Below are 23,363 nucleotides of genomic sequence, written 5' to 3' on the forward strand. Positions count from 1 at the left end.
TCCACCCTAAGCCCGGGCCTCGGCGGTCAGGTCGGTGACGACCCGGCGCAGCGCGTCGACCCCGGCGTGGCAGTCCTCGACCTCAGCGTGCTCCTGCGGCGAGTGGGAGATGCCGGTGGGGTTGCGGACGAAGAGCATGGCGGTGGGGACGCCGGCGCCCGCGAGGATCCCGGCGTCGTGACCCGCGCCGGTGCCGAGCAGGGGCGCGTCGTCGAGCAGCACCGACAGCCGGGCCGCCAGCTGCGCGTCGAAGCCCGTCTGGGGGGTCCAGCTCTCCTCCACCGCCTCGACGCCCACCGTGCGGGCGACCTCGGCGACCACCTCGCGCACGTCGGCGTCGACCGGGCCGCGGGCGTCCAGCCAGGCGGTGACCTCGGAGGGGATGGCGTTGACGCCGCCGGGGACCACGCGGGTCTTGCCGATCGTGGCGACGCAGGCGTGGGTCTCGGCGGCGCTGCGCGCGGTGAGGATGGCCGAGGCCAGGCGCAGCATCGGGTCGTCGCGGTCCTCCAGCCGGGTGGTGCCGGCGTGGTTGGCCTGGCCGACCAGGTCCAGGCGCCAGCGGCCGTGCGGCCAGATCGCGGTGCCCACGGCGACCGCGCGGTCCAGGTCGGCCAGGCCGCGGCCCTGCTCGACGTGCACCTCCACGAAGGTCCCGACCCGCCCGACCGCCTCGTCGTCGCGGCCGATCGCTCCCGGGTCGCACCCCGCGGCCCGCAGCGCCTCGGCCAGGCTCACCCCGTCGTTGTCGGTCAGCGCCAGCGCCCGCTCGGGGGTCAGCGCGCCGGTGACGACCCGCGAGCCGATGCACGCGACGCCGAAGCGGGCCCCCTCCTCGTCGGCGAAGTTCACGACGCCCAGCGGCACCTGGGGGGTATGGCCGGCGGCGCGCAGCGCGTCGACGGTGGCGAGCGCCGTGACCACGCCCAGCGGGCCGTCATAGGCCCCGCCGTCCGGCACCGAGTCCAGGTGCGAGCCGATGACCACGCCGGGACCCTGGGTGTCCGGGTCGCCCCACCAGGCCCACTGGTTGCCGAGGCGGTCCTCGACCAGGTCCAGGCCGCGCCGGGCGCACTCCCCCGCGAACCACTCGCGCAGCGTGGCGTCCTCGCGGGTCCACGCGAACCGCCGGTAGCCGCCGGAGCCGGCCCGCCCCACGGGCTGCAGCTCCGCCCACATCCGGTCGAAGTCCGTCACGGCAGGGCTGGGAGAGGTCGGCGTCGACATGCCCCGAACCTATCCCCGACCCTCGTGACAGGTGTCACGGGGGCGACGTGACAGCCGCCCCTGCCGGCGGCGACCGGGAACGGACCAGGCTGGGAGCCATGACGACACCAGCGATCGAGCTGCGCGACCTGCGCAAGGAGTTCCGGGTCAAGGGGGAGACGGTCACCGCCGTCGACGGCCTGGACCTGACCGTGCTGCCCGGCGAGGTGGTGGCCTTCCTCGGGCCCAACGGCGCCGGCAAGACGACGACCCTGGACCTGGTCCTCGGGCTCACCTCCCCCACCTCCGGGACGGTCCGGACGTATGGCGGCGCGCCGCGCGCAGCGGTGCGGGCGGGGCGCGTCGGCGCGGTCCTCCAGAGCGGCGGGCTGCTCGACGACCTCACCGTCCGCGAGACCGTCCACCTGGTCGCCTCCACCTACCCCGAACCGGCGCTGCGCTCCCGCGCCCACGTCGCCGAGGTCGTCGAGCGGGCCGGGCTCACCCGCCTCGTCGACCGCCGCGTCGCCACCTGCTCCGGCGGCGAGCAGCAGCGGCTGCGGTTCGCGCTCGCGCTGCTGCCCGAGCTGGACCTGATGATCCTCGACGAGCCCACCGCGGGCATGGACGTGCAGGCGCGCCAGGACTTCTGGGCCGCGATGCACGCCGACGCCGCGGCCGGCCGGACCGTCGTCTTCGCCACCCACTACCTCGAGGAGGCCGAGCACTTCGCGCAACGGATCGTCCTCGTCGCCCGCGGCCGGGTCGTCGCCGACGGCACCACCGCCGAGCTGCGCGCCCGCTCGTCGACACGGGTCGTCTCCGCGGACGTCGACGCCGCCGACCTGTCCCGCGTCCAGGCCCTCGTCGCCCGCATCCCCGGGGTCGGGCAGGTCGAGACCACCGGGACCGGACGGACCGGCATACGGCTGACCGCCCGGTGCACCGACTCCGACACCCTCGCCCGCGTGCTCCTGCAGGAGGGAGCCCGCGAGCTCGAGGTCGGCCGGGGCTCGCTGGACCAGGCCTTCGTGGACCTCACCGGCGGCGCAGCCACCGACAGCGCTCCCGCACCCGCCGACCGCACCCGCACCCTGGAGCTGCAGCGATGAACGTCACCTACTACCGCTACGAGCTGGTCCGCGAGCTGCGGGACCGCGTCGGCCTGTTCTTCACCGCCGGGATGCCGCTGTTCATGTACCTCGTCTTCGGCGCCTCCCGGTCGTACGGCGCCGGCACCGCCGGCCACGGCAACCTCGCGGCGCACGTCATGATCTCGATGGCGCTGTACGGCGCGATCAGCGCCACCTCCTCCCTCGGCGCGGCCGCCGCCCTGGAGAAGACCCTCGGCTGGGGCCGCCAGCTCGGCCTGACGCCCCTGGCCGACGGGCAGTTCGTGCTGGTCAAGGCCGCCGCCGCGGTCACCATGGCCGCCCTGCCCGTCGCGGTCGTCTATGCCACCGCCGCCGCCACGGGCGCCCGCGCCGAGCACCAGGTGTGGTGGCAGTCGGCCCTGCTCGTGGTGCTCGGTGCCGCGATGTTCGCGCTCCTCGGGCTGTGCTTCGGGCTGGGGATGCGGTCGCGCTCGGCCGTCGGCGCCGCCAGCGGCGCGCTGGTCGTCCTAGCCTTCCTCGGCGGGCTGTTCATGCCGCTGTCCGGCGTCCTGCTGCAGCTCGGGCGGTTCACCCCGCTGTATGGCGTGACGCAGCTTGCCCGCTGTCCCCTGACGGGCGGGCGCACCATCGACGGCGACGGCCACCTGGTCGCCGAGCCGCTGTGGATCCCGCTCGCTAACGTGGCGGCATGGCTGGTGATCCTGGGGGTGCTCGCGACGCTGCTGGTGCGCCGCAGCCGGGAGCGCGCGTGACCGACGGCGTCGGCCCGGGCGCCGCCCCGAGCGGGGCCGGCCCGACGGAGGCCGGCGCCGCCGCGGCGCCCGGGCCGGACAACCCCTGGGTGCGGTTCGCCTGGATCCTGCCCGCCGTGTGGCTGATCTTCCTGGTCTATCCCGGGATCGCCATGGTGCGGGCGCCCCACCCGGTCTGGGTGCGGGCACTGGGCCTGGCCGACCTGGTGGCCTTCGGCGCGGTCTTCGTCCACGGCTGCGCCCGCTGCTGGGCCGAGACGGCGTGGCCGCGGTTCCCCCTCGCCCATCGCCTGTTCGCGGTGCTGGTCGCCCTGGTGGCGGGACAGCTGCCGGTGATCGGGCTCGAGGCCCTCGGGATCGCGCCGTTCCTGGTGTCCTTCCTGGCGTTCACCTTCCCGCTCGCCCTGGGTCTGGCCCTGACCACGGTGGTGTGGGCGTTCGCCCTCGGCATACCGCTGCTCACCGGCCAGGGATCGAGCTGGGTGGGGATGCTCGCGATCCTCGGGATCGTCACGGTGAGCACCTTCCTGACGCGGGTGAGCAACGCGCGCGGGCTGGAGTACGACCGGGCCGTGGAGCGGCTGCGGCTGTCCGAGGAGCGCGAGCGGGTCGCGCGGGACGTCCACGACGTCCTCGGCCACTCCCTCACCGTGGTGTCGGTCAAGGCCGAGCTCGCCGAGCGGCTCCTCGACGTCGACGTGGAGCGGGCCCGGGCCGAGCTCGCCGACGTCCGCGCGCTGACCCGCACCGCCCTGGCCGAGATCCGCGAGACCGTCGGCGGCCTGCGGGTGGCCGTGCTCGCCGACGAGATCGACGCCGCCCGCACCACCCTGACCGGCGCCGGGATCGAGCCGGACCTGCCCACCGACCTCACCGTCGTCGACCCCGCCACCGCACGGTCCTCGCCTGGACGCTGCGCGAGGCGGTCACCAACGTCGTCCGCCACGCCGGCGCCACCCGCTGCACGGTCCGCCTCGGCGCCGGGTCCCTGGTGGTCGAGGACGACGGACGCGGCCTGCGCGCGGGCCGCGAGGGCAACGGGATCCGCGGCCTACGCGAACGCGTCGCCGCCGTGGATGGCCACCTGGCCCTCGCCGGCGGCCCCGACGGCCGCGGCACCCGGCTGGAGGTGACCCTGTGATCCGGCTGCTGCTCGCCAACGACCAGGCCATGGTGCGCGGGGCGCTCGCCGCGCTGCTCTCGCTGGAGCCCGACCTCGAGGTCGTCGCCCAGGTCGGGCGCGGCGACGAGGTGCTGCCCGCGGTCCTCCGGACCCGCCCCGACGTGTGCCTGCTCGACATCGAGATGCCCGGGCTCGACGGGATCGCCGTGGCCGCGCAGCTCGCCCACGACACGACCGGGGTGCGGTCGCTGGTGGTGACTACCTTCGGGCGGCCCGGTTATGTGCGGCGGGCGCTGGAGGCCGGGGCCTCGGGCTTCGTGGTCAAGGACGCGCCCGCCTGCGAGCTGGCCGAGGCCGTGCGGCGGGTCCACGCTGGGCTGCGCGTCGTCGACGCGGCGCTCGCCACCGAGTCCCTGTACGGCGGCGCGTCGCCGCTCACCGCCCGCGAGGTCGACGTGCTGCGACTCGCGCTCGAGGGACATCGGGCGCCGGCGATCGCGTCGAGACTGTTCCTGTCGGCCGGGACGGTGCGCAACCACCTCTCGTCGGCCATCACCAAGACGTCGACCGCCACCGCCGTGGAGGCCGCCCGCGAGGCCCAGCAGCGCGGGTGGCTCTGACGCCGTCCTCCCGGCACACCTGCGGGTGTCGTGCCGAGCGGGGGATCAGGGCAGGGCGGACGGGGGCGGCAGGGTGCGTGTCGGCGCCGGTGCGTGCCGCACGTAGCCCACGATCACGGACACCGCTCGCCCCTGCGGCGACGCCGGCTGCTCGGTGTCGCAGACCGACAGGTGCAGCATCACGATCATCAGCGCGACGGCCACGGCAGCCACCGTCTTGAGACTTCTCATCGGATCCCCTCAGGAGGTGCGCACCCGGCGGCCGCACGACTGTCAGACGCAGCGATCCCCTGAATGGTTGTATCCCGCACCCTACTTCTTTCGGGCGCACCCCCGGAGCCTGTGGACGACGCAGGTCACCCCCGGCCCGGGGTGCGCGATGCTCGGGTGATGACGGACCCGACGATCACCATCGAGCTCACCCCGATCGAGCAGCAGGTGCTGGGCAGCGGCCTGGGCGAGTGGGGCGGCCCGGTCTCCCCGAACCCCGCCCTGGTCACCCTGCTGGAGTGCGCCGACGCGGCCGACTTCCATGCCCGGACCGACCGCCTCCGTCAGGCGATCTCGAGCGGCGCGGGCCTCACCGCCGAGGACTGGTACTGGGCGCTGGACTGCACCGAGATCGCCTTCGTCAGCGACGGCCTGGGCGTGGGGGTGGAGTGGCAGACGTGCACCGGCCTCGACGACGTCGAGACCCTCCAGGCCCTGCGCGGCCTGCAGCGGCGGCTGCCTCGGCTGCTGCGTCCCGCGGAGCTGCCCAGCCGTATGCCGGACGGCGGCCCCGACCACCCGCAGCAGGGGTGACCGGGGCCGGGCGACCGGGCGGCCGTGGCCGGGCGGCTCAGCCCTCGCGCATGGGGATCCGCACGTCGCGCTCGGCCGCGACCTCGTCGGCCCGCTCGTAGCCCGCGTCCACGTGCCGGATCACGCCCATGCCGGGGTCGTTGCGGAGCACACGGGCGAGCTTCTGCGCAGCGAGCGGCGTACCGTCGGCGACGGACACCTGCCCGGCGTGGATGGAGCGACCGATGCCGACGCCGCCGCCGTGGTGGATCGACACCCAGGAGGCGCCCGACGACGTGGAGACGAGGGCGTTGAGCAGGGGCCAGTCGGCGATGGCGTCGGAGCCGTCGGCCATGGCCTCGGTCTCGCGGTAGGGCGACGCCACGGAGCCGCAGTCCAGGTGGTCACGGCCGATCACCACGGGGGCCTGCAGCTCGCCGCTCGCGACCATGTCGTTGAACTTCAGCCCGGCGCGGTCACGCTCGCCATACCCCAGCCAGCAGATGCGGGCGGGCAGGCCCTCGAAGGCGACCTTGTCGCGCGCCCCCCGGATCCAGCGCTGCAGCCGGTCGTCGTCGGGGAAGAGGTCGAGCACCGCGCGGTCGGTGGCGTAGATGTCCTCGGGGGAGCCGGACAGCGCCGCCCAGCGGAAGGGGCCCTTGCCCTCGCAGAACAGCGGCCGGATGTAGCGCGGCACGAAGCCCTCGATCTCGAAGGCGCGCTCGCAGCCGCCCTTGCGGGCCTCGTCGCGGATCGAGTTGCCGTAGTCGAAGACCTCGGCGCCGCGGTCCTGGAAGTCGACCATCGCCTGCACGTGGGCGGCCATGGACTCGCGCGCCCGGTCGGTGAACTCCTCGGGCTTCTTGGCGGCGTAGTCGGCCCACTCGTCGACCTCGACGCCGACCGGCAGATAGCTGAGCGGGTCGTGGGCGGAGGTCTGGTCGGTGACGACGTCGATCTCGACGCCGCGACGCAGCAGCTCGGGGAAGACCTCGGCGCAGTTGCCGACGACGCCGACGGACAGCGCCTGTCGCGCGCTCTTGGCGGCGAGCGCCTGCTCGACCGCGTCGTCGAGCGAGGAGGCCACCACGTCGAGGTAGCGGTGCTCCACCCGGCGCCGCAGCCGCGCCTCGTCCACGTCGACGACGATCACGACGCCGCCGTTGAGGGTCACGGCGAGCGGCTGCGCGCCGCCCATGCCGCCGCACCCGCCGGTGAGGGTCAGGGTGCCGGCGAGGGTGCCGGCATACCGCCGCTCGGCGATGGCCGCGAAGCACTCGTAGGTGCCCTGCAGGATGCCCTGCGTGCCGATGTAGATCCAGGAGCCGGCGGTCATCTGGCCGTACATCGTCAGCCCGCGCTGCTCCAGCTCGCGGAACGTCTCCCAGGTCGCCCAGTCGCCGACGAGGTTGGAGTTGGCGATGAGCACGCGCGGCGCCCACTCGTGGGTCTGCACGACGCCGACGGGTCGTCCGGACTGGACCAGCATGGTCTCGTCGTCCTTGAGGGTGGTCAGGGTGCGCACCATGGCGTCGAAGCTGCGCCAGTCGCGGGCCGCCCGGCCGGTCCCGCCGTAGACCACGAGGTCGTCGGGACGCTCGGCCACCTCGGGGTCGAGGTTGTTCATGAGCATGCGCAGCGGGGCCTCGGTCTGCCAGCTGCGCGCGGTGAGGGTGGTGCCGCGCGGTGCGCGGACGGGGCGGGCGCCGTCCATGGCTGCCTCCTGCTGGTGATGCGGTCCCGGCAGCACTGCCTGACCGTAGGCCGGAAAGAACGTCCTCCCATCCCACCCCCGGGCAGCACGCCGGACCAGCAGCCCGACCGCGGAACCGTCCCGGATCCGAGACGTCAGCCGAGGACGGCGTGCGTCCGGTGCCGGGTGACCGGTGCCGCCCGCCGCGAGGACGGCGGCGACCAGCGCGGCGGAGCGGTCAGTCCTCGACCCAGCCGAACCCGCGCGCCATGGCGCCGAGCCGGGTGCGCAGGTGGACGATCTGGGTGCCCGTGAGCGTGGGCTCGGCGCGCAGCAGCAGCTCGGTGACCGTGGCCTCGAACTCGCGCGGCGACAGCACGTCCACCTCGCCGTCGGGGCGGTCGTCGCGGACCGCCACCGGGTCGACGGCCTGGGCCCGCAGCCGGCGGACGTCGGTCTCGTCACCGAGCGCCCGGACCTCCGCGGCCTTGGGGCCCTTGGCACCCTCCTCCGCGACGTACTCCACGATCACGCCCGGTCGCACCTGGGACCGGTCGCCGACGATGTCGTTGACGTGGAGGAACACGTCCGGGCCGTCGTCCATCGGGGCGATGAAGCCGTACCCCTTGACCGCGTCGAACGACAGCACCTCGCCCTGGATCACATCCGCCATGACTCGCAGACTACCCACCGTGAGGGGGCCGTGCGGGGATCGCACCGCTCCGGCGCCAGGTCGTGGCCCGCCGCCGGGCGCGGCGGCCCGCGGCAGCCCCCCTCTCCGGGCGGGCCGCTAGGGTCGCGGTGTGGAGCTCCGCATCGCCCAGCTGGCCAACTTCGTGGGCCCGACGTCCGGCGGCATGAAGATCGCGATCGACCAGCTCGCCCGCGGCTACCGCGCCGGTGGCGCGCAGCGGCTGCTCGTGGTGCCCGGCTCCATCGACGACTGGATCGAGACCGAGCTCGGGTGGGTGGTCACGGTGGCGGCGCCCACCGTCTCGGGCGGCTACCGGATGATCGTCGACCCCCGGCCGGTGCTGCGGGCGCTCGAGGCCTTCGGGCCCACCTCGCTGGAGGTCTCGGACAAGACGACCCTGCTCGCGGTCACCGTGGCCGCCAGGCGGCGGGGCATCCCGACGGTGCTGTTCTCCCACGAGCGGCTCGACGCGATGCTCTCGCTGCGGGTGGGGCTGGGCACGGGCCTGTCCCGCAGCCTGCGGCACCCGCTGCGGTGGTTCAACGGGCGGCTGGCCCGCGTCTACGACGAGATCGTGGTCACGAGCGCGTATGCCGCGGGCGAGTTCTCGGGGCTCGCGGCCGTCGACGCGACACGGCTGCACCGGGTGCCGCTCGGGGTGGACCTGGAGACCTTCGCGCCGCTCGACGAGGCCGCCCGCGCCGACATGCCCCGGGACGGCCTGCTCCGCCTCGTCCACGCCGGGCGCCTGTCCCGCGAGAAGGAGCCGCACCTGTCGATCAAGGTGCTGCGCGCCCTGCACCGTCGCGGCGTCCCGGTCCACCTGGACGTGTATGGCGAGGGCCCGATGCGCGGCGAGCTGGAGGCGCTGGCCGCCGGTCTGCCGGTGGTCTTCCACGGGCACGTGGCCGGCCGCGGGGCCATCGCCCGCCGGCTCGGGGAGGCCGACGTCTCGCTGAGCCTGTGCGCGGGCGAGACCTTCGGGCTGGCGGTGCTGGAGGCCCTGGCGTGCGGCACCCCCGTGGTGACCGCCGACCGCGGGGGTGCCCGCGAGCTCGTCGACGACACCTCGGGCGGCTGGGCGCCCGCCGACGACCCCGAGGCCCTGGCCGACGCCGTGCTCCGCGTCGCCGAGCGGCCGGAGGCGCAGCGGCGCCTGGCGGCGCGGGCGCGCGCCGAGCGCTATCCCTGGTCGGCGCCGGTGGAGCGGATGCTGGCGCTGCACCGCGAGCTGGCCGCCCGTCCCCGCGACTGACCGCGGGCGGTCTGCCGGTCAGGCGACCAGGCCAGCGGCCACGCGGTCGGCGTCGGCGTGCTCGGCCGGCGTGAGGCGCGCGGCCGACGCCACCGGACCCGTCCGCACCAGCAGAGGCACCACGACGGCCAGCACCATCGCCGTGGTGAGCACGGTCGCGGGGATCGCCCCCTCGAGCGAGGAGTCCAGCGGCGCCGAGATCCCGGCGACCATGCTGACCGCGAGCAGCACCCGCAGCCGCCGCTGCCCGAGCCGCAGCGGCGCCACGAAGGGCACGACCCATAGGGCGTACCACGCGTGCACGACGGGGCTGAGCAGCAGGACGGCGAGCATGGTGACGGCCAGCCCGGCCAGAGCGGCGGGCCGGTCCCCGGTGCGCGCTCGCAGGGCGACGACGGCGCCCACGAGCACCGCGAGCGCCATGCCGATCGTGCGGGCCACGGTGATGCAGGTCGCCCACACGTCCTCGGCCCCGAGTCGCTCGGCGGCCCAGCCGATCACGCGACCGACGGTGCTCGACACCGAGAAGGGCGTCAGCACCTCCCCGGGCACCGCGAGGGCGGAGACCCACCCGACGCCCAGGTGATAGGGGATGCCGGCGGCGACGAGGGTGGCGACCGCGACCGCGGCGACGGCCAGGGCCCGGGTCAGGCGTGCCCGCAGGGTGGCGTCCGCGCGCAGGCTGACCAGGACGATGCCGACGGCGACCATGCCGGCGGGGACCTTGACGGCGGCGGCGAGACCGACCAGCACCGCGCCCCAGCCCCACTGCCCGCGTCCGGCGAGGGCCAGGCCGGCGGCGGCGAGACCGGCGAGGAGCACGTCGTTGTGGAGCCCGCCGACCCCGTGGGCGATCATCAGCGGGCTGGCGACGACGAGCGCGGTGACGGTGGCGTCGTCGCGTCCGCACCACCGCGCGAGGTGCGGGGTGGCCCGCAGCAGCAGCGCGATGCCGAGCAGGGACGAGCAGCGTTCGAGCACGATGGCGACGTAGGGATCTCGCGTCAGGGTGGTGCTGACGGCCCCCCACACGAGGGGCACCGGCCCGTAGGGCGTCACGGTGGTCAGCCACCGGGGGTCGACGCGTTCGTTCCAGGCGCCGCTGAGCATGTCGGGGGCAAAGGTGTAGGGCGACAGCAGGCGTCGGGTCAGCTCGGCCTGGGCGACGTAGCTGAACCCGTCCCGGCTGAACAGCGGGGCCGCGGGCAGCAGGGGCAGCGACCAGGCCCAGGTCGCTCGCCGCACGGTGGCGAGGCCGATGCCGTCGTGGCCGCGGCTGCACGCCTTGACCAGGGTGAGCCAGGCCCAGGACAGCAGCGCGAGGCCGAGGACGTTGAGCGCGAGGCCCACCATCCGCCCCTCCATGGTGCTGCCGACGTGCGCCAGCGGCGCCACCAGGTCGGCTCCGACGGAGCGGGGAAGCGGTGTCGTGACGAAGCCCCCCACCAGGACGAGAGAGGCCCCGACGACACCACGCCTGATCACCTCGCCGACGATAGGTCGCCCTGGGTCGCTGGTCGTGAACGACAGGTGGCCGCAGGCTGAACGACGAGATAGTCGGTCGCCCGTGACCGCCCCGGCCGGACCGCCACGAGGGCGAGCAGGAGGAGCGTCAGCAGCGGCTGGGCGTCGACGAGCAGCCGCTGCCAGGCGGTGTGGTGGAACTCCGCGTGGTGCTCGCTCGGCGTCAGCCAGGGCAGCCAGCCGTAGGCCCACGGCAGCAGCGCCACGACGACGGCCCGCACCGCGAGATCCCTGCCGCGCCAGCACCACACCAGGAAGGGCACGAGCAGCACCCAGTGGTGGGACCAGCTGATCGGCGACACCAGCCAGCCCGCCACCAGGCAGACGAGGAGGGCGCCGAGGCGGTCGTCCGCGCCGACGGCCCGGCGGGCGACGACGGCGACGAGCCCGACGGTCAGCAGCGACAGCGTGACCCGCACCGCCGGGGCTCCCCCGGGGCCGGCGAGCCGCCAGATCACGCCCCGCAGGGACTGGTTGCCGACATACTCGATGCCACCGACGCGGCCCGGGTCCAGGAGCGCGCCGAACCAGTAGGTCACCGACGAGTGCGGCCGCACCAGCCAGGCCACGGCGATCGTGCCGAGCGTGCCGAGCACGGTCGCGCCCAGCGTCTTCCACCGTCCCTCGAGCACCAGCGCGAGCCCGACGATGGCGGGGGTGAGCTTGAGGCCGACCGCGAGCGCGGTGAGCCGGCCCCGCAGCCGACCTCGGCCCAGCCAGTCCTCGACGAGCAGCCAGACCACGAGCGCGTTGACCTGCCCGAGGAGATAGGTGCGCAGGACGGGCTCGCTCACGACCGTGGCGGCGAGCAGCAGGGTCGCGCGGAGGTATGCCGGAGGGCGCCACCCGCCCGCCACCTCCTGACCTCCGGGCGAGGCCGCCCGCAGGGGGCCTGCGAGGAGCCAGGTGGTGCGAGCCAGCAGCGCCCCGACGAGCGCCGACCACAGCGCCGACATCACGACGGGCGGCACCAGGTGCAGCGGCCAGAACGCCAGGGCGGCGAACGGCGGATAGGTGAACGGCAGCCCCTGCCAGCCCGTGCGGTAGAGGTCGTCGAGGCGCCCGACGCCCTCGCCGCCGCGGCGATAGCCCGCGACGTCGGCGCCGACGTAGCCCTGCGCCAGGACCGCTGCCGCCGGGACGGCGACGACGAGCAGGCAGGTCACCCACCAGGCGGTGCGCTCGGGTGACCAGGACGAGGGACGGGAGGCGGGCAGGCGGACGGCGTTCACCGGGAGAGCCACGGCGCGAACGCTCCTCGACCCCGGTGACGCTCCGGACCGCGCGTCGGCAGCCCCAGGTCAGCGTGGCCGCTGCGGGTGCCAGACGTTCTCGCCGCCCTGCAGCGCCACCGTCATCAGCGCCCCGTGCAGGACTCCCGAGACGAGCGCTCCGAAGAGGATCTCCGGCACGGCGGGGTCCTGCCCCAGCAGCGCCAGCACCCCGGCGGCGAGCAGCCCGGCGACGAGCGCCAGCGCCACCCCCATCAGGAAACGTCCCCATCGCGACAGCGGCCAGGTCAGATCACGCACGAGATCCCCCTCGGTCCAGAGAGATCCAGTATGCCGTGCCGTCAGCGCAGGGGGCCGGTGACCCCCTCCACCGCGGCGAGCAGGCTCCCGTCGGCCACGACCTGGTGGGCGAGCGCGATGTCGGGGGCGAGGAAGCGGTCGATGCCGGGTCCCTCCCAGCCGCCGTCGCGCAGCACGCCGATCGCGGCGCCCGTGGCGGGCGAGGGCTGCAGCGGGGCCCGCAGCTCGATGCCGCGGGCGGCGGTCAGCACCTCGATGGCGAGCACCCGGGCCAGACCGTCGACGGCGCGGCGCAGCTTGCGGGCGGCCGACCAGCCCATCGACACGTGGTCCTCCTGCATGGCGCTGGAGGGGATCGAGTCGACGGAGGCGGGCACCGCGAGGCGCTTCAGCTCCGAGACGATCGCGGCCTGGGTGTACTGCGCGATCATGTGGCCGCTGTCCACGCCGGGGTCGTCGGCGAGGAAGGGCTCCAGGCCGTGGTTGCGGGCCGTGTCCAGGAAGCGGTCGGTGCGCCGCTCGCTCATCGAGGCGACGTCGGCGGCGACGATGGCCAGGAAGTCCAGGACGTAGGCGACGGGTGCCCCGTGGAAGTTGCCGTTGGACTCGACCCGCCCGTCCAGGGTGACCACGGGGTTGTCCACGGCGGCAGAGAGCTCGCGGGAGGCCACCTGCGCCGCGTGCGCCACCGTGTCCCGCGCGCCGCCCGCGACCTGCGGGGCGCAGCGCAGCGAGTAGGCGTCCTGCACCCGGGTGCAGGCGTGCGAGCGGTGGGACTCGCGGATCAGGCTGTCGGCCAGCACCGCTCGCAGGTTGGCGGCCGACGCGGACTGGCCCGGGTGGGGCCGCAGCTCGTGCAGGTCGGCGGCGAAGACCGCGTCGGTGCCGAGCAGGCCCTCGACGCTCATCGCGGCGCTGATGTCGGCGACCTTGAGCAGGTGGCGCAGGTCGGTGATCGCCAGCACCAGCATGCCGAGCATGCCGTCGGTGCCGTTGATCAGGGCCAGACCTTCCTTCTCCTCCAGGCGGATCGGCGCCAGGCCCGCGTCGCGCAGGGCGTCGGCGGCGGCTACCTGCTCGCCGGAGCGCAGCCGCACCGGGCCCTCCCCCATCAGCGCCAGCGCGCAGTGGGCCAGGGGCGCGAGATCGCCCGAGCAGCCGAGCGATCCGTACTCGTGGACGACCGGGGTGATCCCGGCGTCGAGCATCCCGACATACGCCTGGGCGGTCTCGACCTTTACCCCGGTGCGACCGGTGGCGAGGGTGGACAGGCGCAGCAGCATCAGGGCGCGGACCACCTCGCGCTCCACCTCGGGACCGGAGCCCGCGGCGTGCGAGCGGACGAGCGAGCGCTGCAGCTGGGCGCGCAGGTCGAGCGGGATGTGGCGGTTGGCGAGCGCCCCGAAGCCGGTGGAGACGCCGTAGTGCGGCACCGTGTCGCCGGCCAGGCCCTCGACGACCGCGCGGGACCGGGCGATCTCCTCGACGGCCGACCCGGTCAGCTCGACCCGGGCGTCGTGGCGGGCCACCGCCACCACGTCCTCGAAGGTCAGGGGCCCGCGGCCCACACGCACGGTCTGCTGCTGCTCGTCCATGAGCACGATTGTGGGGCGGGCGGGTGGGTCGGTCGCCCCCGGGGGCAGCGGTAGTGTCCCGTATCCGAGACGATGTGGTCGAGCCGTTCGACACCGCATACCGTCGGCGACGCCATGACCAGGTCGCCTGACGAAAGGACCCACCTCATGAGCCAGACCCCCACGACGCCGCCGGCGGTCCCGGAGACCGTCCGCCGCTACTTCGAGCTCGTCGACGCCGGCGAGACGGAGGCGCTGGTGCAGCTGTTCGCACCGGACGCGACCTACGAGCGGCCGGGCTACCCCCCGATCACCGGGCACGAGGGGCTGCGCGCGTTCTACGGCGGGGAGCGGGTCATCGAGTCCGGTCGGCACACGCTCACCCACGCCGTGGTGGCGGGCGACGAGGTGGCCGTGCAGGGCACCTTCCGGGGCGTCCGGCGCGACGGGGCCCCGCTCGACCTGAGGTTCAGCGACTTCTACACCCTCGACGGCGACCGGATCGTCCGGCGCACGACCTACTTCTACGCCCCGCTGGCGTGAGCGCCCCCACCGTCGTCGTCGGCACCGGGCGGGTCGCGAGCGCCCTGGCGCACGGGCTCGCCGAGGTGAGGGAGCTCGCCGGGGTGTGCGGGCGCGACGCGGGCCGGGTGGCCGCGCTGGCGGCCTCCTGCGGGGCGCCAACCCTGACGTATGCCGAGGCCGTGGCCCGGGTCCGCGACGACGGCGGGCTGCTCGTGCTGGCGGTGAGCGACGACGCGATCCCGCTGGTGGCGACCGAGCTGGCACGCGCGGCAAGGGACCTCGACCGGGCGGTGGACGGGTCGCCAGGTGCGGCCGACGATCTCGCGGCCGACGCGGACGAGACGCGCTGCGCCGCACGGGACCTCGACGAGGCCTCGAGCCGGGCCGCCGCGGTCCACTGCTCCGGCGCCACCGGGCCGGACGCCCTGGCCGCCCTCGCCGACCGCGGCTGGACGACCGGGTGCTGGCACCCCTTCCAGGCCTTCCCCACGACAGCGGCCCGAGTCACCCCCGGCACCCTGTGCACGATCACCGCGCCCGAGCCCCTCGCCACCCGCCTCGACGCCCTCACCCGCAGCCTCGGCGGCGTCCCCGCCCGCCTCGCCCCCGAGCACCGCGCGACCTACCACGCCGCCGCGAGCCTGGCCGTCCTCGGCACCGTCGCCGCGGTCGCCCAGGCCGAGGCCCTGCTGCGCACCTGCGGGATCGGCGAGGGGTCCCGGCGGGCGCTCACCGACCTGGTCCGGGGCTCGCTCGCCGCCGTGGACGCGGTGGGACCCGCCCAGGCCCTCACCGGACCCCTCGTCCGCGGCGACACCGGCACCCTCGCCCGCCACCGCGAGGCGCTCGTCGACGACCCGGCGGCCCGGGACCTCTGTGCCGCCGCAGCCCGGTCCGTCATACCGCTGCTGCAGGCCAGAGGCCGGTCCGAGGCCGAGATCCAGGTCACCCTGACGGCCCTCGATCAGCCGACGGACACCGGGCACCCCGCCGCGTCACCTAGCATCGGGACGCTCACCCCCACACCCGGAGGACCCCTCGTGCAGCTCAAGACCATGGTCAGCGGCAAGATCCATCGCGCCCGCGTCACCGCCGCCGACCTGCACTACGTCGGCTCGATCACCATCGACGAGGACCTCCTCGACGCCGCCGGCATCGACTCCTACGAGCGCGTGCAGGTCGTCGACATCGACAACGGCGCGCGTCTGGAGACCTACACCATCCCCGGCGAGCGCGGTTCGGGCGAGATCCAGCTCAACGGCGCCGCCGCCCGGCTCGTGCAGCCCGGCGACCTGGTCATCGTCATGGCCTACCAGCAGGTGACCGTGCCGGTGCCCGAGGACTGGCACCCCCGCGTCGTCCTGGTCGACCCCAGCGACAACTCGATCGCCGAGCTGATCACCAGCCGCGAGCACCCCCAGGCGCTGCGCGGCCCCCGGCCCGTCGAGGGCCCGGCCGCCGACACCCTGTCCCCCGACGCGGCCCCCGACGTCGCGTCCGCCGAGCACGAGGGCTGACGTGTCCGTCTACCAGCCGGTCCGCCGGCGCACCGTCCCCGACCTGCTCCGGTCCCATGCCGACGGCGAGCGGCTGCCGATGGTGACCTGCTACGACTACACCTCCGCGCGGGTCGTGGACCGCACCTCGATCCCGATGGTGCTCGTCGGCGACTCGCTGGGCATGGTCGTCCAGGGCCAGGACTCGACGCTGCCCGTGACGCTGGACGACGTGATCTACCACTGCCGCGCCGTCGTCCGCGGCACCCGGCGCGCCCTGGTCGTCGCCGACCTGCCCTTCCTCACCTACGCCACGCCCGAGGACGCGCTGCGCAGCGCCGGCCGCCTGATGGCCGAGGGCGGCGCCGGCGCGGTCAAGCTCGAGGGCGGCCGCACCGTCGCCCCCACCGTGCGCCGGCTCGTCGACGCGGGCATCCCGGTCATGGGCCACCTCGGGCTCACCCCCCAGTCGGTCCACCAGATCGGGCTGCGCGTCCAGGGCAAGGACGCCGCCCGCGCCGAGGAGCTGCTCCGCGACGCGGAGGCCCTCGCCGAGGCGGGCGCCTGGTCGATCGTGCTCGAGCTCGTCCCCGCGCCGCTCGCCGACGCCATCACGGCACGAGTCCCCGTGCCCACCATCGGGATCGGCTCCGGCGCCGGCTGCTCCGGCGAGGTCCAGGTCTGGCACGACGTGCTCGGGCTCTACGACGAGCACGTGCCCCGCCACACCACCCGCTACGCCACGCTCGCCGACCACGCGGCCGCCGCCCTGGACCGGCTGGCCGACGACGTCCGCGAGCGCCGCTTCCCCACCGCAGCCAACGCCGCCGCCATGGACCCCGAGGTCCTCGCCGAGGCCGTGCGGCGGGCGGACGAGCCCACGTAGTCCCTTCCGGCACACGACCTCCGAGGAGCAGAGCACCATGCACGTCGTCACCACCCGCGCCGAGCTCGACCGGGCGCGCACCGAGCTGCTCGCCGACGGGCAGGAGCTGTCGCTCGTCCCGACGATGGGCTACCTGCACGAGGGGCACCTGTCGCTGGTGCGCGCGGCACAGCGCGACGGCGGGGCCGTCGCGGTGTCGATCTTCGTCAACCCCAAGCAGTTCGGCGAGGGCGAGGACCTGGCGACCTATCCGCGCGACCTGGACCGCGACCTGGCGCTGCTGCGCGACGCGGGGGTCGACCTGGTGTGGACGCCGGGCGACGAGGACGTCTATCCCCCCGGGTCGGCGACGTCGGTCGAGATCCACGGGGTGACCGAGGTGCTCGAGGGCGAGCGTCGGCCGGGGCACTTCGCCGGGGTGGCGACCGTGTGCACCATCCTGTTCAACGTCGTGCGGCCGCACCGGGCGTACTTCGGGCAGAAGGACGCCCAGCAGACCGTCGTGGTGCGACGCTTCGTGCGCGACCTGGCGCTCCCGGTCGACGTGCGGGTCGAGCCGATCGTCCGCGAGGCCGACGGCCTGGCCCGGTCCAGCCGCAACGTCTATCTCACCCCCGAGCAGCGGTCCCAGGCCGTGGTGCTCTCCCGCGCCGTCCGGGCCGTCGAGCAGGTATGGCGCGACGGAGGTCGCGACGCCGACGAGCTGCGGGCTCTGGTGCGCGACCTCGTGCAGCGCGAGGCCCCCGCGGGCGAGCTCGACTACGTCTCGGTCGCCGACCCGGACACCCTCGCCGAGCTCGACACCCTTCCCGGGACCGGGGCGCTCGTCTCGATGGTCGTGAGGTTCGGGCGGACCCGCCTGCTGGACAACACGATCCTGCAGCCCTGAGCGTGACCTCCCCCTCCGTGCGCCGGTCCACGGCGATGCCGGGATCGCGGGCACCCCACCCGGGGTCGCCCGGCTCGCGGCCACCCGCCCCCGGCTCCCCCGCCCCGGGCTCCCCTGCCCCCGTGTCGGGGTCGCCCGCACCTGCGGCCACCGCGACCCTGGGGATCCTGCGGCTGCTGGCGCGCCACCCCGAGCCGCTGCCCGCCGCCGCCATCGCCCGGGACCTAGGGATGCCCCGCTCCACGGCATACAAGCTGCTGGCCCTGCTCGTCGACGAGGGCTTCGTGACGCACCTGCCCGAGGAGCGGCGCTACGGCCTGGGGGTGGCGGCTTTCGAGCTGGGCTCGGCCTACACCCGGCAGGCCGGGCTGGCCCGCATCGGGCGGCCGGTGCTCAGCCGGCTCGTCGAGGAGACCACCCACAACGGACACCTCGCCGTGCTGCACGGCCGCGACGTGCTCTACGTCCTGGAGGAGCGCGCCCCCGGCCGCCCGATGCTGGTCACCGACGTGGGCGTCCGGCTGCCCGCACAGCTCACGGCGAGCGGGCTGGCGATGCTCGCGGCGCTGCCGCACGCGCAGGTGCGGGCGCTCTTCCCGGACCGTGGCGCGTTCGTCACCCGGGGGGACCAGGGACCGCGCACCCTGCACGCGCTGCGGGCCGCCCTGGCCGAAGTCCGTTCTCGCGGCTACGCGGTCGAGGTGGGCACCGTGACCGACGGGATGGCCTCCGTGGCCTGCGGGGTCCTCGGCGCGGCAGGCCACCCCGTCGCCGCCGTCGCCATCACCTACCCTAGGGACGCCCACACCGCGGTGGAGCCCCTTGCCGCGGCGTCTCGACAGGCCGCCCACGAGCTCACCCGCCGACTCGGCGGCCCCCACAAGGAGCACCCATGAGTCTGGATTCCCTCGTCACCGTCGTCGTGCTGTGCGGCGGCACCTCCGAGCGCATGGGTGGGCAGGACAAGACCGCCGCCACGCTCGACGACACCACCGTGCTCGACCACCTGCTCGGCCGCCTCCCGGCGGGCTGGGAGGTCGTCTGCGTCGGTCAGGAGCGCCCCACGACACGCCCGGTGGGCTGGACCCGCGAGGAGCCGCCGCTCGGCGGTCCCGCCGCGGGCATCGCCGCCGGCGCCGCGCTGAGCACCACGCCGGTCACCGTCGTCATCGCGGGCGACCTCCCCTTCGCGGGCGAGGCCGCCGAGCTGGTGGTCGCGGCCTTCGAGCGCCGCCGGCCGGGTGTGGAGGCCGTGGCGATCGTGGACGAGACCGGGCAGCTGCAGCCGCTCCTCGCGGCCTACGACACGCACGCCCTGCGGGGCGCCTTCCCCAGCGGCACGCGGGACGTGTCCGTGCACCGGCAGGCCGCCGCGGTCCGCATGAGCGGCGTCGAGGCCCCCACCACGCACGCGCTGCTCGACGTGGACACCCCCGCGGACCTGGACACCGCCCGGGCTCGCTGCCGGGGCTGACATGGCCACCGGGGAGATCGTCGCCCTCGCGCTGTTCGTGCTGTCGTGGGTGCTGTTCGTGTTCGCGTTCACCGGGCCGGTGCGCCGCCACCACCCGCAGTGGTCGATCCTGCTGATCCCGCTCGCGGTCACGGTGATGACGCTGGCCGCCCTCTCCTTCACCCTCACCCACCAGTTCTGACCCCCGGTGGCGGTCGGATCCGCCGCCCTGGGTCGACCAGGCGAGTCCGACGACCGGCAGCAGGTCTTACGGTGAACCCATGAAGGCGATCACCCTGCCGTCCTTCGGCGGCCCCGAGGTCCTCACCCCCAGCGACGTCCCCGCCCCCGAGATCGCACCCGACGAGGTGCTCGTCGACGTCGTCGCCGCCGGCGTCAACCGGGCGGACCTGCTCCAGCGCCAGGGTCACTATCCACCGCCCCCGGGTGAGTCCGAGCTCCCCGGCCTGGAGGTCAGCGGCCGGATCGCCACCCTGGGCGCCGACGTCGACGGCTGGTCGGTCGGCGACGAGGTGTGCGCGCTGCTCGCCGGCGGCGGCTATGCCGAGCAGGTCGCCGTCCCCGCCGGTCAGCTGCTCCCCGTCCCCGAGGGCGTCTCGCTCGTCGACGCGGCCGCCCTCCCCGAGGTGGTCTGCACCGTCTGGAGCAACCTGGTCATGACCGCCCGCCTCCAGCCCGACGAGACCCTGCTCGTCCACGGCGGCTCCAGCGGCATCGGCACCATGGCGATCCAGCTCGCGCGCTGCCTGGGCTCCGAGGTCGCCGTCACCGCCGGCTCCGCGGACAAGCTGGAGGTATGCCGGGAGCTCGGCGCCTCCGTCCTGGTCGACTACAAGGAGCAGGACTTCGTCGAGGAGCTCAAGGCCGTCGGCGGGGCCGACGTGATCCTGGACAACATGGGCGCGAAATACCTCGACCGCAACGTCTCCGCGCTCGCCCCCGGCGGCCGGCTCGTGATCATCGGGATGCAGGGCGGCGTCAAGGCCGAGCTCAACATCGGCAGGCTGCTCGCCAAGCGCGGCGCCGTCATCGCGACCTCGCTGCGAGCCCGTCCCCGCTCGGAGAAGGCCGCCGTGGTCGACGAGGTGCGCGAGCACGTCTGGCCCCTGGTCGAGTCCGGGGAGATCCGCCCGATCGTCCACGCCCGCTTCCCGATGGCCGAGGTCGCGGCCGCCCACGAGGAGCTCGACAAGGGCACCCACATCGGCAAGGTGCTGCTCCTCGTCGGCGACGCGGAGGGCTGATCCCGCGGCTCCCGCCCGCACCTAGACGTGTCGGGACCGCACCACCACGTGTCGGTCGGGGCCAGGCTGGCCCCGACCAACACGTTCAGCCCCCTCTTCGAACGTGCCACGGGGCCAGCCTGGCCCCGGATGACGCGCGCCCGAGCGAGAGGCGATTCCGTATGCCGAGCCGGAAGCGGGGCCGGAAGCGAGGGTCAGACCTGCGGCGAGAGGAAGGCCGACAGCGCTCCGGCATACATCGCCGGGTCCTGCGCGCCCATCAGCTCGCGAGCCGAGTGCATGGACAGCATCGGCGCGCCGAAGTCGATGGTGGTGACCCCGAGCTGGGAGGCGGTCATCGGCCCGATCGTCGACCCGCAGGGCATGTCGCCGCGCGCCGTGAAGTCCTGCATGGGCACGCCCGCCTGGTCGCACGCGATCCGGAACCACCCGGCCGACACCGCGTCGGTGGCGTAGCGCCCCTTGACGTTGGTCTTGAGGACGGGGCCGCCGTTGATGGCGACCTGGTGGTTGGGCTCGTGCATCTGCGGATAGTTGGGGTGGGTGGCGTGGGCCATGTCGCCGGACGCGACGACGGTGCCGGCGAGGGCGCGCTGGTAGTCGTCGCGGTCGCCACCGAGGGAGCGGGTGATGCGCTCCATGACGGTGGGCAGCATCGAGGAGAAGCCGCCGCGCTCGGTCATCGAGCCGATCTCCTCGTGGTCGAACAGGATCAGGACCTGGATGTGGGGCGTGGAGGGCCCGTCGCCGTCGACCGCGTCGACGAAGGCCCGGGTGCCGCAGTAGGTCGTGCCGAGGTTGTCCAGGCGCGGCGCGGCGATCAGCGACCGGTCCACGCCGAGGATCGTCGACGGGGTGAGGTCGTGGGTCATCAGGTCCCAGGCGAGGACGTCGTCGCCGTCGACCTCCAGCTCGCCGGCGAGGAACTCGCGCATCGAGGGCACGTCGCCGCCGGTGCCCCAGACGGGCACGAGCTGGGTCTGGGGGTTGAGGGTGAGCGCGTCGTTGGCGGTGCGGTCGAAGTGGATCGCCAGCTGCGGGATGCGCAGGATCGGCGTGTCCACGTGCACCAGGCGGGTCTCCACGCCGTCGCGGCCGCGCACGCCGACCCGACCGGACAGGCCCAGGTCGCGGTCGAGCCAGCTGTTGAGCAGGGGGCCGCCATACACCTCGCAGGTCAGCTGGGCCCAGCCGTGACGGGACAGGTCGGGGTTGGGGCGGACCCGGAAGTTGGGCGAGTCGGTGTGCGCGCCCAGCACCCGGAAGGGGGTCGCCGGTCCGTCAGCGTGCTCGGTGGACCAGGCCGCGAGGGAGCCGCCACGCACCGTGAAGTAGCGCCCGGGCTGCGTCGGCCACGCGTCGGCCTCGGCCAGCTCGGTGAAGCCGGCGGCGTCGAGGAGGCGGCCGACCTCCTGCACGGCGTGGAAGGGGGACGGGGCAGCGTCCACGAAGGTGCACAGGCCGCGGGCCTCGACCTCGGTGTCGAAGGAGTGGCTCATGCCGCCCAGTATGCCGGGCGGGGGCGGGCTGCCGCTCGACCCCCTGCGCGCTCATGACCATCCAGGAAGCTCCCGGTGAATCCTCACGATCTGGTCAGGTCGGGCTATGGCGGGCCGTCTCGGGGCAGGCGCGCGATGGCTGTGCCGGGTCGACCGGCCCGGACAGCTGCTCCTGGGGGGGAAACACATGTCCAGCAGGATCCTTCGTATGACGCTCGCGGTCACCGCTGCCCTCGCGGGCACCGCCGCACCGGCCGCCGCCTCGACCGCCGTCGCGGCTCCCGCGCACCGGGGTCACCACGCCACGCCGGCGCCGCTCGGGTTCACGGTGCAGCGCACCCTGGGCATCGACGCCGAGTCCCTGGCCACGCCGGCCGCCGGCGACGTGTGGGTGGCCGGTCGCTCCCGCGGCCAGCTCGTCGTCCAGCACGTCGCCCGGGGCCGGGTGAGCACGCAGCGCCTCGGCGCCGTCGCCGCGGACGCCGTGGTGCGGCTGACCGCGAGCAGCCCGCAGGACGTCTGGGTCACCGACGGCAAGCGGCTGCTCCACTCCCGCGGGCGGGGATTCAGCCAGGTCGCGCTGCCGGAGGGCATCGGTGGCGTCACCAACCTCGTCGACGTCCCGGGCCCGGGCTGCTACGTCACGGCCGGGGCGGGGCGGTCCACCGCCACGGTGTGGCGGTTCACGGGCGCCGGGTGGGCCGAGGTCGCGACCTACGGCAGCTACGCCGCCCAGGGCCCGGCCGCTGTGGCCTTCGGCGCCACCCCGATGATGCCGCGTGGCACCGAGGCGTCCCGCCCGACGACCGAGCAGCTCTTCGTCCCGGTGGGCGGCACGGCCGTCGACGTCGCTCCCACCTGGCAGGCCCCGCCCACGAGCAGCGCGTGGCTGTTCGCCGGCGCCGCGGTCGTGCCCGAGTCGGCGAGGTCCGCGACGGTGTACGGCTTCTCGTCATACATCTCCTCGTCGACGACCCGCGGTGACAGCCGTGGGGTCCGGCATCTCGCGGACGGGGCGATCGCCTGGCCGGTCACGGGTGCGGCCAGGCTCGCCAACGGCATCACCGTGCTCGGCGGCAGCGACACCGCCGCGCTCGGGACGCAGCAGCACGGCATCCCGCTCTTCGGGGCGGCGCAGGGTCGCTTCGCCCTGCACCGCGCCGACGGGTCGGTGCAGGTCGTCGCGGGTGACCCGGGCGACCGCACCGTGCAGGTGTCCGTGGAGAAGGGCACCGACGTGGCCTGGGCGCTGACCCGGACAGGCACCGTCAGCCGCCTGCAGCGCCTGGACGCCCACGCCGCGCGCCGCTGACCCGAGCCCGCTGGAGGCCGCCTCACCGCACGAGGGGAGGTGGCCTCGGCGTGCCCGGGTGGGCGCGTCAGATCCGCGCATACCGGGTATTGACCCCCTGTCGACTTACCGGGTATACATGGACCTGTCAGGCAACATACCGAGTATGTCGACGACACCCATCCGGG

General features: G+C 74.8%; 24 protein-coding genes and 1 pseudogene. 16 read left to right on the plus strand and 9 right to left on the minus strand.

Annotation, left to right across the window (positions count from 1 at the left end; all coding sequences use genetic code 11):
- Positions 1-6 precede the first annotated feature (6 nt).
- On the minus strand, positions 7-1,227 hold the full coding sequence (locus MM438_RS14565) for an allantoate amidohydrolase (protein ID WP_241454024.1): 1,221 nt from the start codon (positions 1,225-1,227) through the stop codon (positions 7-9).
- Between the two features lie 98 nt (positions 1,228-1,325).
- Between MM438_RS14565 and MM438_RS14570 the strand changes: the two genes are divergently transcribed.
- The 4 genes from MM438_RS14570 to MM438_RS14585 are packed head-to-tail and all read left to right on the plus strand — an operon-like array spanning position 1,326 to position 4,816.
- Complete coding sequence (locus MM438_RS14570; protein ID WP_241454026.1) at positions 1,326-2,318, plus strand: ABC transporter ATP-binding protein; 993 nt, start codon at positions 1,326-1,328, stop codon at positions 2,316-2,318.
- Positions 2,315-3,073, plus strand: a complete 759-nt coding sequence (locus tag MM438_RS14575) for an ABC transporter permease (RefSeq protein WP_241454027.1) — start codon at positions 2,315-2,317, stop codon at positions 3,071-3,073. Before MM438_RS14570 ends, MM438_RS14575 begins: the two co-directional genes overlap by 4 nt.
- Entirely contained in the window at positions 3,070-4,206 is a 1,137-nt protein-coding gene (locus tag MM438_RS16850) for a sensor histidine kinase (RefSeq protein ID WP_241454028.1), read from the plus strand. The genes MM438_RS14575 and MM438_RS16850 overlap by 4 nt, the downstream gene beginning before the upstream one ends.
- 4 nt (positions 4,207-4,210) lie before the next feature.
- The gene (locus tag MM438_RS14585; protein WP_241454031.1) at positions 4,211-4,816 is read left to right on the plus strand and encodes a response regulator; all 606 of its coding nucleotides are present in this window, start codon (positions 4,211-4,213) and stop codon (positions 4,814-4,816) included.
- Between the two features lie 45 nt (positions 4,817-4,861).
- Here the strand turns inward: MM438_RS14585 and MM438_RS14590 are convergent, their stop codons facing one another.
- Positions 4,862-5,047 (minus strand): hypothetical protein, encoded by a 186-nt coding sequence (locus MM438_RS14590; protein WP_241454032.1) that lies wholly within the window; start codon positions 5,045-5,047, stop codon positions 4,862-4,864.
- 159 nt (positions 5,048-5,206) lie between these two features.
- Here MM438_RS14590 and MM438_RS14595 point away from each other — a divergent pair, with 159 nt between their 5' ends.
- Complete coding sequence (locus MM438_RS14595) at positions 5,207-5,620, plus strand: hypothetical protein (protein ID WP_241454033.1); 414 nt, start codon at positions 5,207-5,209, stop codon at positions 5,618-5,620.
- 37 nt (positions 5,621-5,657) lie between these two features.
- Here the strand turns inward: MM438_RS14595 and hutU are convergent, their stop codons facing one another.
- Complete coding sequence (gene hutU, locus MM438_RS14600; protein ID WP_241454034.1) at positions 5,658-7,313, minus strand: urocanate hydratase; 1,656 nt, start codon at positions 7,311-7,313, stop codon at positions 5,658-5,660.
- A 217-nt stretch (positions 7,314-7,530) separates the two neighbouring features.
- The gene (locus tag MM438_RS14605; RefSeq protein ID WP_241454035.1) at positions 7,531-7,965 is read right to left on the minus strand and encodes a cold-shock protein; all 435 of its coding nucleotides are present in this window, start codon (positions 7,963-7,965) and stop codon (positions 7,531-7,533) included.
- 130 nt (positions 7,966-8,095) lie between these two features.
- On the opposite strand from MM438_RS14605, the gene MM438_RS14610 reads away from it, so the two are divergent.
- Positions 8,096-9,241: a glycosyltransferase gene (locus tag MM438_RS14610; protein ID WP_241454039.1), complete on the plus strand. Its 1,146-nt coding sequence runs from the start codon at positions 8,096-8,098 to the stop codon at positions 9,239-9,241.
- Between the two features lie 18 nt (positions 9,242-9,259).
- On the opposite strand, the gene mptB is transcribed toward MM438_RS14610, so the two are convergent.
- Genes mptB through hutH form a run of 4 tightly spaced genes read right to left on the minus strand, consistent with a single transcriptional unit; the run spans position 9,260 to position 13,892 of the window.
- Entirely contained in the window at positions 9,260-10,726 is a 1,467-nt protein-coding gene (gene mptB, locus MM438_RS14615; protein ID WP_241454045.1) for a polyprenol phosphomannose-dependent alpha 1,6 mannosyltransferase MptB, read from the minus strand.
- Positions 10,723-12,009 carry a glycosyltransferase 87 family protein gene (locus MM438_RS14620; RefSeq protein ID WP_241454046.1) on the minus strand — a complete coding sequence of 429 codons (1,287 nt, stop codon included), beginning with the start codon at positions 12,007-12,009 and terminating at the stop codon, positions 10,723-10,725. Before MM438_RS14620 ends, mptB begins: the two co-directional genes overlap by 4 nt.
- 57 nt (positions 12,010-12,066) lie before the next feature.
- Positions 12,067-12,297 carry a hypothetical protein gene (locus MM438_RS14625; RefSeq protein WP_241454047.1) on the minus strand — a complete coding sequence of 77 codons (231 nt, stop codon included), beginning with the start codon at positions 12,295-12,297 and terminating at the stop codon, positions 12,067-12,069.
- 41 nt (positions 12,298-12,338) lie between these two features.
- Positions 12,339-13,892 (minus strand): histidine ammonia-lyase, encoded by a 1,554-nt coding sequence (gene hutH / locus MM438_RS14630; RefSeq protein ID WP_241454049.1) that lies wholly within the window; start codon positions 13,890-13,892, stop codon positions 12,339-12,341.
- Positions 13,893-14,039: 147 nt separating this feature from the next.
- On the opposite strand from hutH, the gene MM438_RS14635 reads away from it, so the two are divergent.
- The 9 genes and pseudogenes from MM438_RS14635 (at position 14,040) to MM438_RS14675 (ending at position 20,385) form a co-directional block, all read left to right on the plus strand.
- Positions 14,040-14,414 carry a nuclear transport factor 2 family protein gene (locus MM438_RS14635; RefSeq protein WP_241454052.1) on the plus strand — a complete coding sequence of 125 codons (375 nt, stop codon included), beginning with the start codon at positions 14,040-14,042 and terminating at the stop codon, positions 14,412-14,414.
- A 272-nt stretch (positions 14,415-14,686) separates the two neighbouring features.
- Positions 14,687-15,274: pseudogene (locus MM438_RS16855) on the plus strand (DUF2520 domain-containing protein); the annotation flags it as partial.
- Positions 15,275-15,451: 177 nt separating this feature from the next.
- Complete coding sequence (gene panD, locus MM438_RS14645) at positions 15,452-15,913, plus strand: aspartate 1-decarboxylase (protein ID WP_241454231.1); 462 nt, start codon at positions 15,452-15,454, stop codon at positions 15,911-15,913.
- A gap of 1 nt (position 15,914) precedes the next feature.
- Complete coding sequence (gene panB / locus MM438_RS14650) at positions 15,915-16,778, plus strand: 3-methyl-2-oxobutanoate hydroxymethyltransferase (protein ID WP_241454054.1); 864 nt, start codon at positions 15,915-15,917, stop codon at positions 16,776-16,778.
- Positions 16,779-16,815: 37 nt separating this feature from the next.
- Positions 16,816-17,667, plus strand: coding sequence for a pantoate--beta-alanine ligase (gene panC, locus MM438_RS14655; RefSeq protein WP_241454058.1), 852 nt, complete (start codon positions 16,816-16,818; stop codon positions 17,665-17,667).
- A gap of 2 nt (positions 17,668-17,669) precedes the next feature.
- Positions 17,670-18,563, plus strand: a complete 894-nt coding sequence (locus tag MM438_RS14660) for an IclR family transcriptional regulator (RefSeq protein ID WP_241454059.1) — start codon at positions 17,670-17,672, stop codon at positions 18,561-18,563.
- Entirely contained in the window at positions 18,560-19,141 is a 582-nt protein-coding gene (gene mobA / locus MM438_RS14665) for a molybdenum cofactor guanylyltransferase (protein ID WP_241454060.1), read from the plus strand. Before MM438_RS14660 ends, mobA begins: the two co-directional genes overlap by 4 nt.
- Before the next feature lies 1 nt (position 19,142).
- Positions 19,143-19,322, plus strand: a complete 180-nt coding sequence (locus tag MM438_RS14670) for a hypothetical protein (RefSeq protein WP_241454062.1) — start codon at positions 19,143-19,145, stop codon at positions 19,320-19,322.
- A 79-nt stretch (positions 19,323-19,401) separates the two neighbouring features.
- Entirely contained in the window at positions 19,402-20,385 is a 984-nt protein-coding gene (locus MM438_RS14675) for an NAD(P)H-quinone oxidoreductase (RefSeq protein WP_241454063.1), read from the plus strand.
- A gap of 194 nt (positions 20,386-20,579) precedes the next feature.
- On the opposite strand, the gene MM438_RS14680 is transcribed toward MM438_RS14675, so the two are convergent.
- Complete coding sequence (locus tag MM438_RS14680) at positions 20,580-21,884, minus strand: M18 family aminopeptidase (protein WP_241454064.1); 1,305 nt, start codon at positions 21,882-21,884, stop codon at positions 20,580-20,582.
- 208 nt (positions 21,885-22,092) lie between these two features.
- Between MM438_RS14680 and MM438_RS14685 the strand changes: the two genes are divergently transcribed.
- Positions 22,093-23,196, plus strand: coding sequence for a hypothetical protein (locus MM438_RS14685; protein WP_241454065.1), 1,104 nt, complete (start codon positions 22,093-22,095; stop codon positions 23,194-23,196).
- Positions 23,197-23,363 lie beyond the last annotated feature (167 nt).

The organism is Arsenicicoccus dermatophilus (assembly GCF_022568795.1).
Classification (GTDB): Bacteria; Actinomycetota; Actinomycetes; order Actinomycetales; family Dermatophilaceae; genus Arsenicicoccus; species Arsenicicoccus dermatophilus.

What these genes read in the sequence shown, in the direction of transcription:
- hutH (WP_241454049.1), bottom strand. Translation starts at nt 13,892, where the DNA reads ATGGACGAGCAGCAGCAGACCGTGCGTGTGGGCCGCGGGCCCCTGACC.
- MM438_RS14635 (WP_241454052.1), top strand. Translation starts at nt 14,040, where the DNA reads ATGAGCCAGACCCCCACGACGCCGCCGGCGGTCCCGGAGACCGTCCGC.
- MM438_RS14570 (WP_241454026.1), top strand. Translation starts at nt 1,326, where the DNA reads ATGACGACACCAGCGATCGAGCTGCGCGACCTGCGCAAGGAGTTCCGG.
- panC (WP_241454058.1), top strand. Translation starts at nt 16,816, where the DNA reads ATGCACGTCGTCACCACCCGCGCCGAGCTCGACCGGGCGCGCACCGAG.
- hutU (WP_241454034.1), bottom strand. Translation starts at nt 7,313, where the DNA reads ATGGACGGCGCCCGCCCCGTCCGCGCACCGCGCGGCACCACCCTCACC.
- mobA (WP_241454060.1), top strand. Translation starts at nt 18,560, where the DNA reads ATGAGTCTGGATTCCCTCGTCACCGTCGTCGTGCTGTGCGGCGGCACC.
- MM438_RS14675 (WP_241454063.1), top strand. Translation starts at nt 19,402, where the DNA reads ATGAAGGCGATCACCCTGCCGTCCTTCGGCGGCCCCGAGGTCCTCACC.
- MM438_RS14565 (WP_241454024.1), bottom strand. Translation starts at nt 1,227, where the DNA reads ATGTCGACGCCGACCTCTCCCAGCCCTGCCGTGACGGACTTCGACCGG.
- MM438_RS14595 (WP_241454033.1), top strand. Translation starts at nt 5,207, where the DNA reads ATGACGGACCCGACGATCACCATCGAGCTCACCCCGATCGAGCAGCAG.
- MM438_RS14685 (WP_241454065.1), top strand. Translation starts at nt 22,093, where the DNA reads ATGACGCTCGCGGTCACCGCTGCCCTCGCGGGCACCGCCGCACCGGCC.
- MM438_RS14575 (WP_241454027.1), top strand. Translation starts at nt 2,315, where the DNA reads ATGAACGTCACCTACTACCGCTACGAGCTGGTCCGCGAGCTGCGGGAC.
- MM438_RS14605 (WP_241454035.1), bottom strand. Translation starts at nt 7,965, where the DNA reads ATGGCGGATGTGATCCAGGGCGAGGTGCTGTCGTTCGACGCGGTCAAG.
- MM438_RS14590 (WP_241454032.1), bottom strand. Translation starts at nt 5,047, where the DNA reads ATGAGAAGTCTCAAGACGGTGGCTGCCGTGGCCGTCGCGCTGATGATC.
- panD (WP_241454231.1), top strand. Translation starts at nt 15,452, where the DNA reads ATGGTCAGCGGCAAGATCCATCGCGCCCGCGTCACCGCCGCCGACCTG.
- MM438_RS14680 (WP_241454064.1), bottom strand. Translation starts at nt 21,884, where the DNA reads ATGAGCCACTCCTTCGACACCGAGGTCGAGGCCCGCGGCCTGTGCACC.
- MM438_RS14670 (WP_241454062.1), top strand. Translation starts at nt 19,143, where the DNA reads ATGGCCACCGGGGAGATCGTCGCCCTCGCGCTGTTCGTGCTGTCGTGG.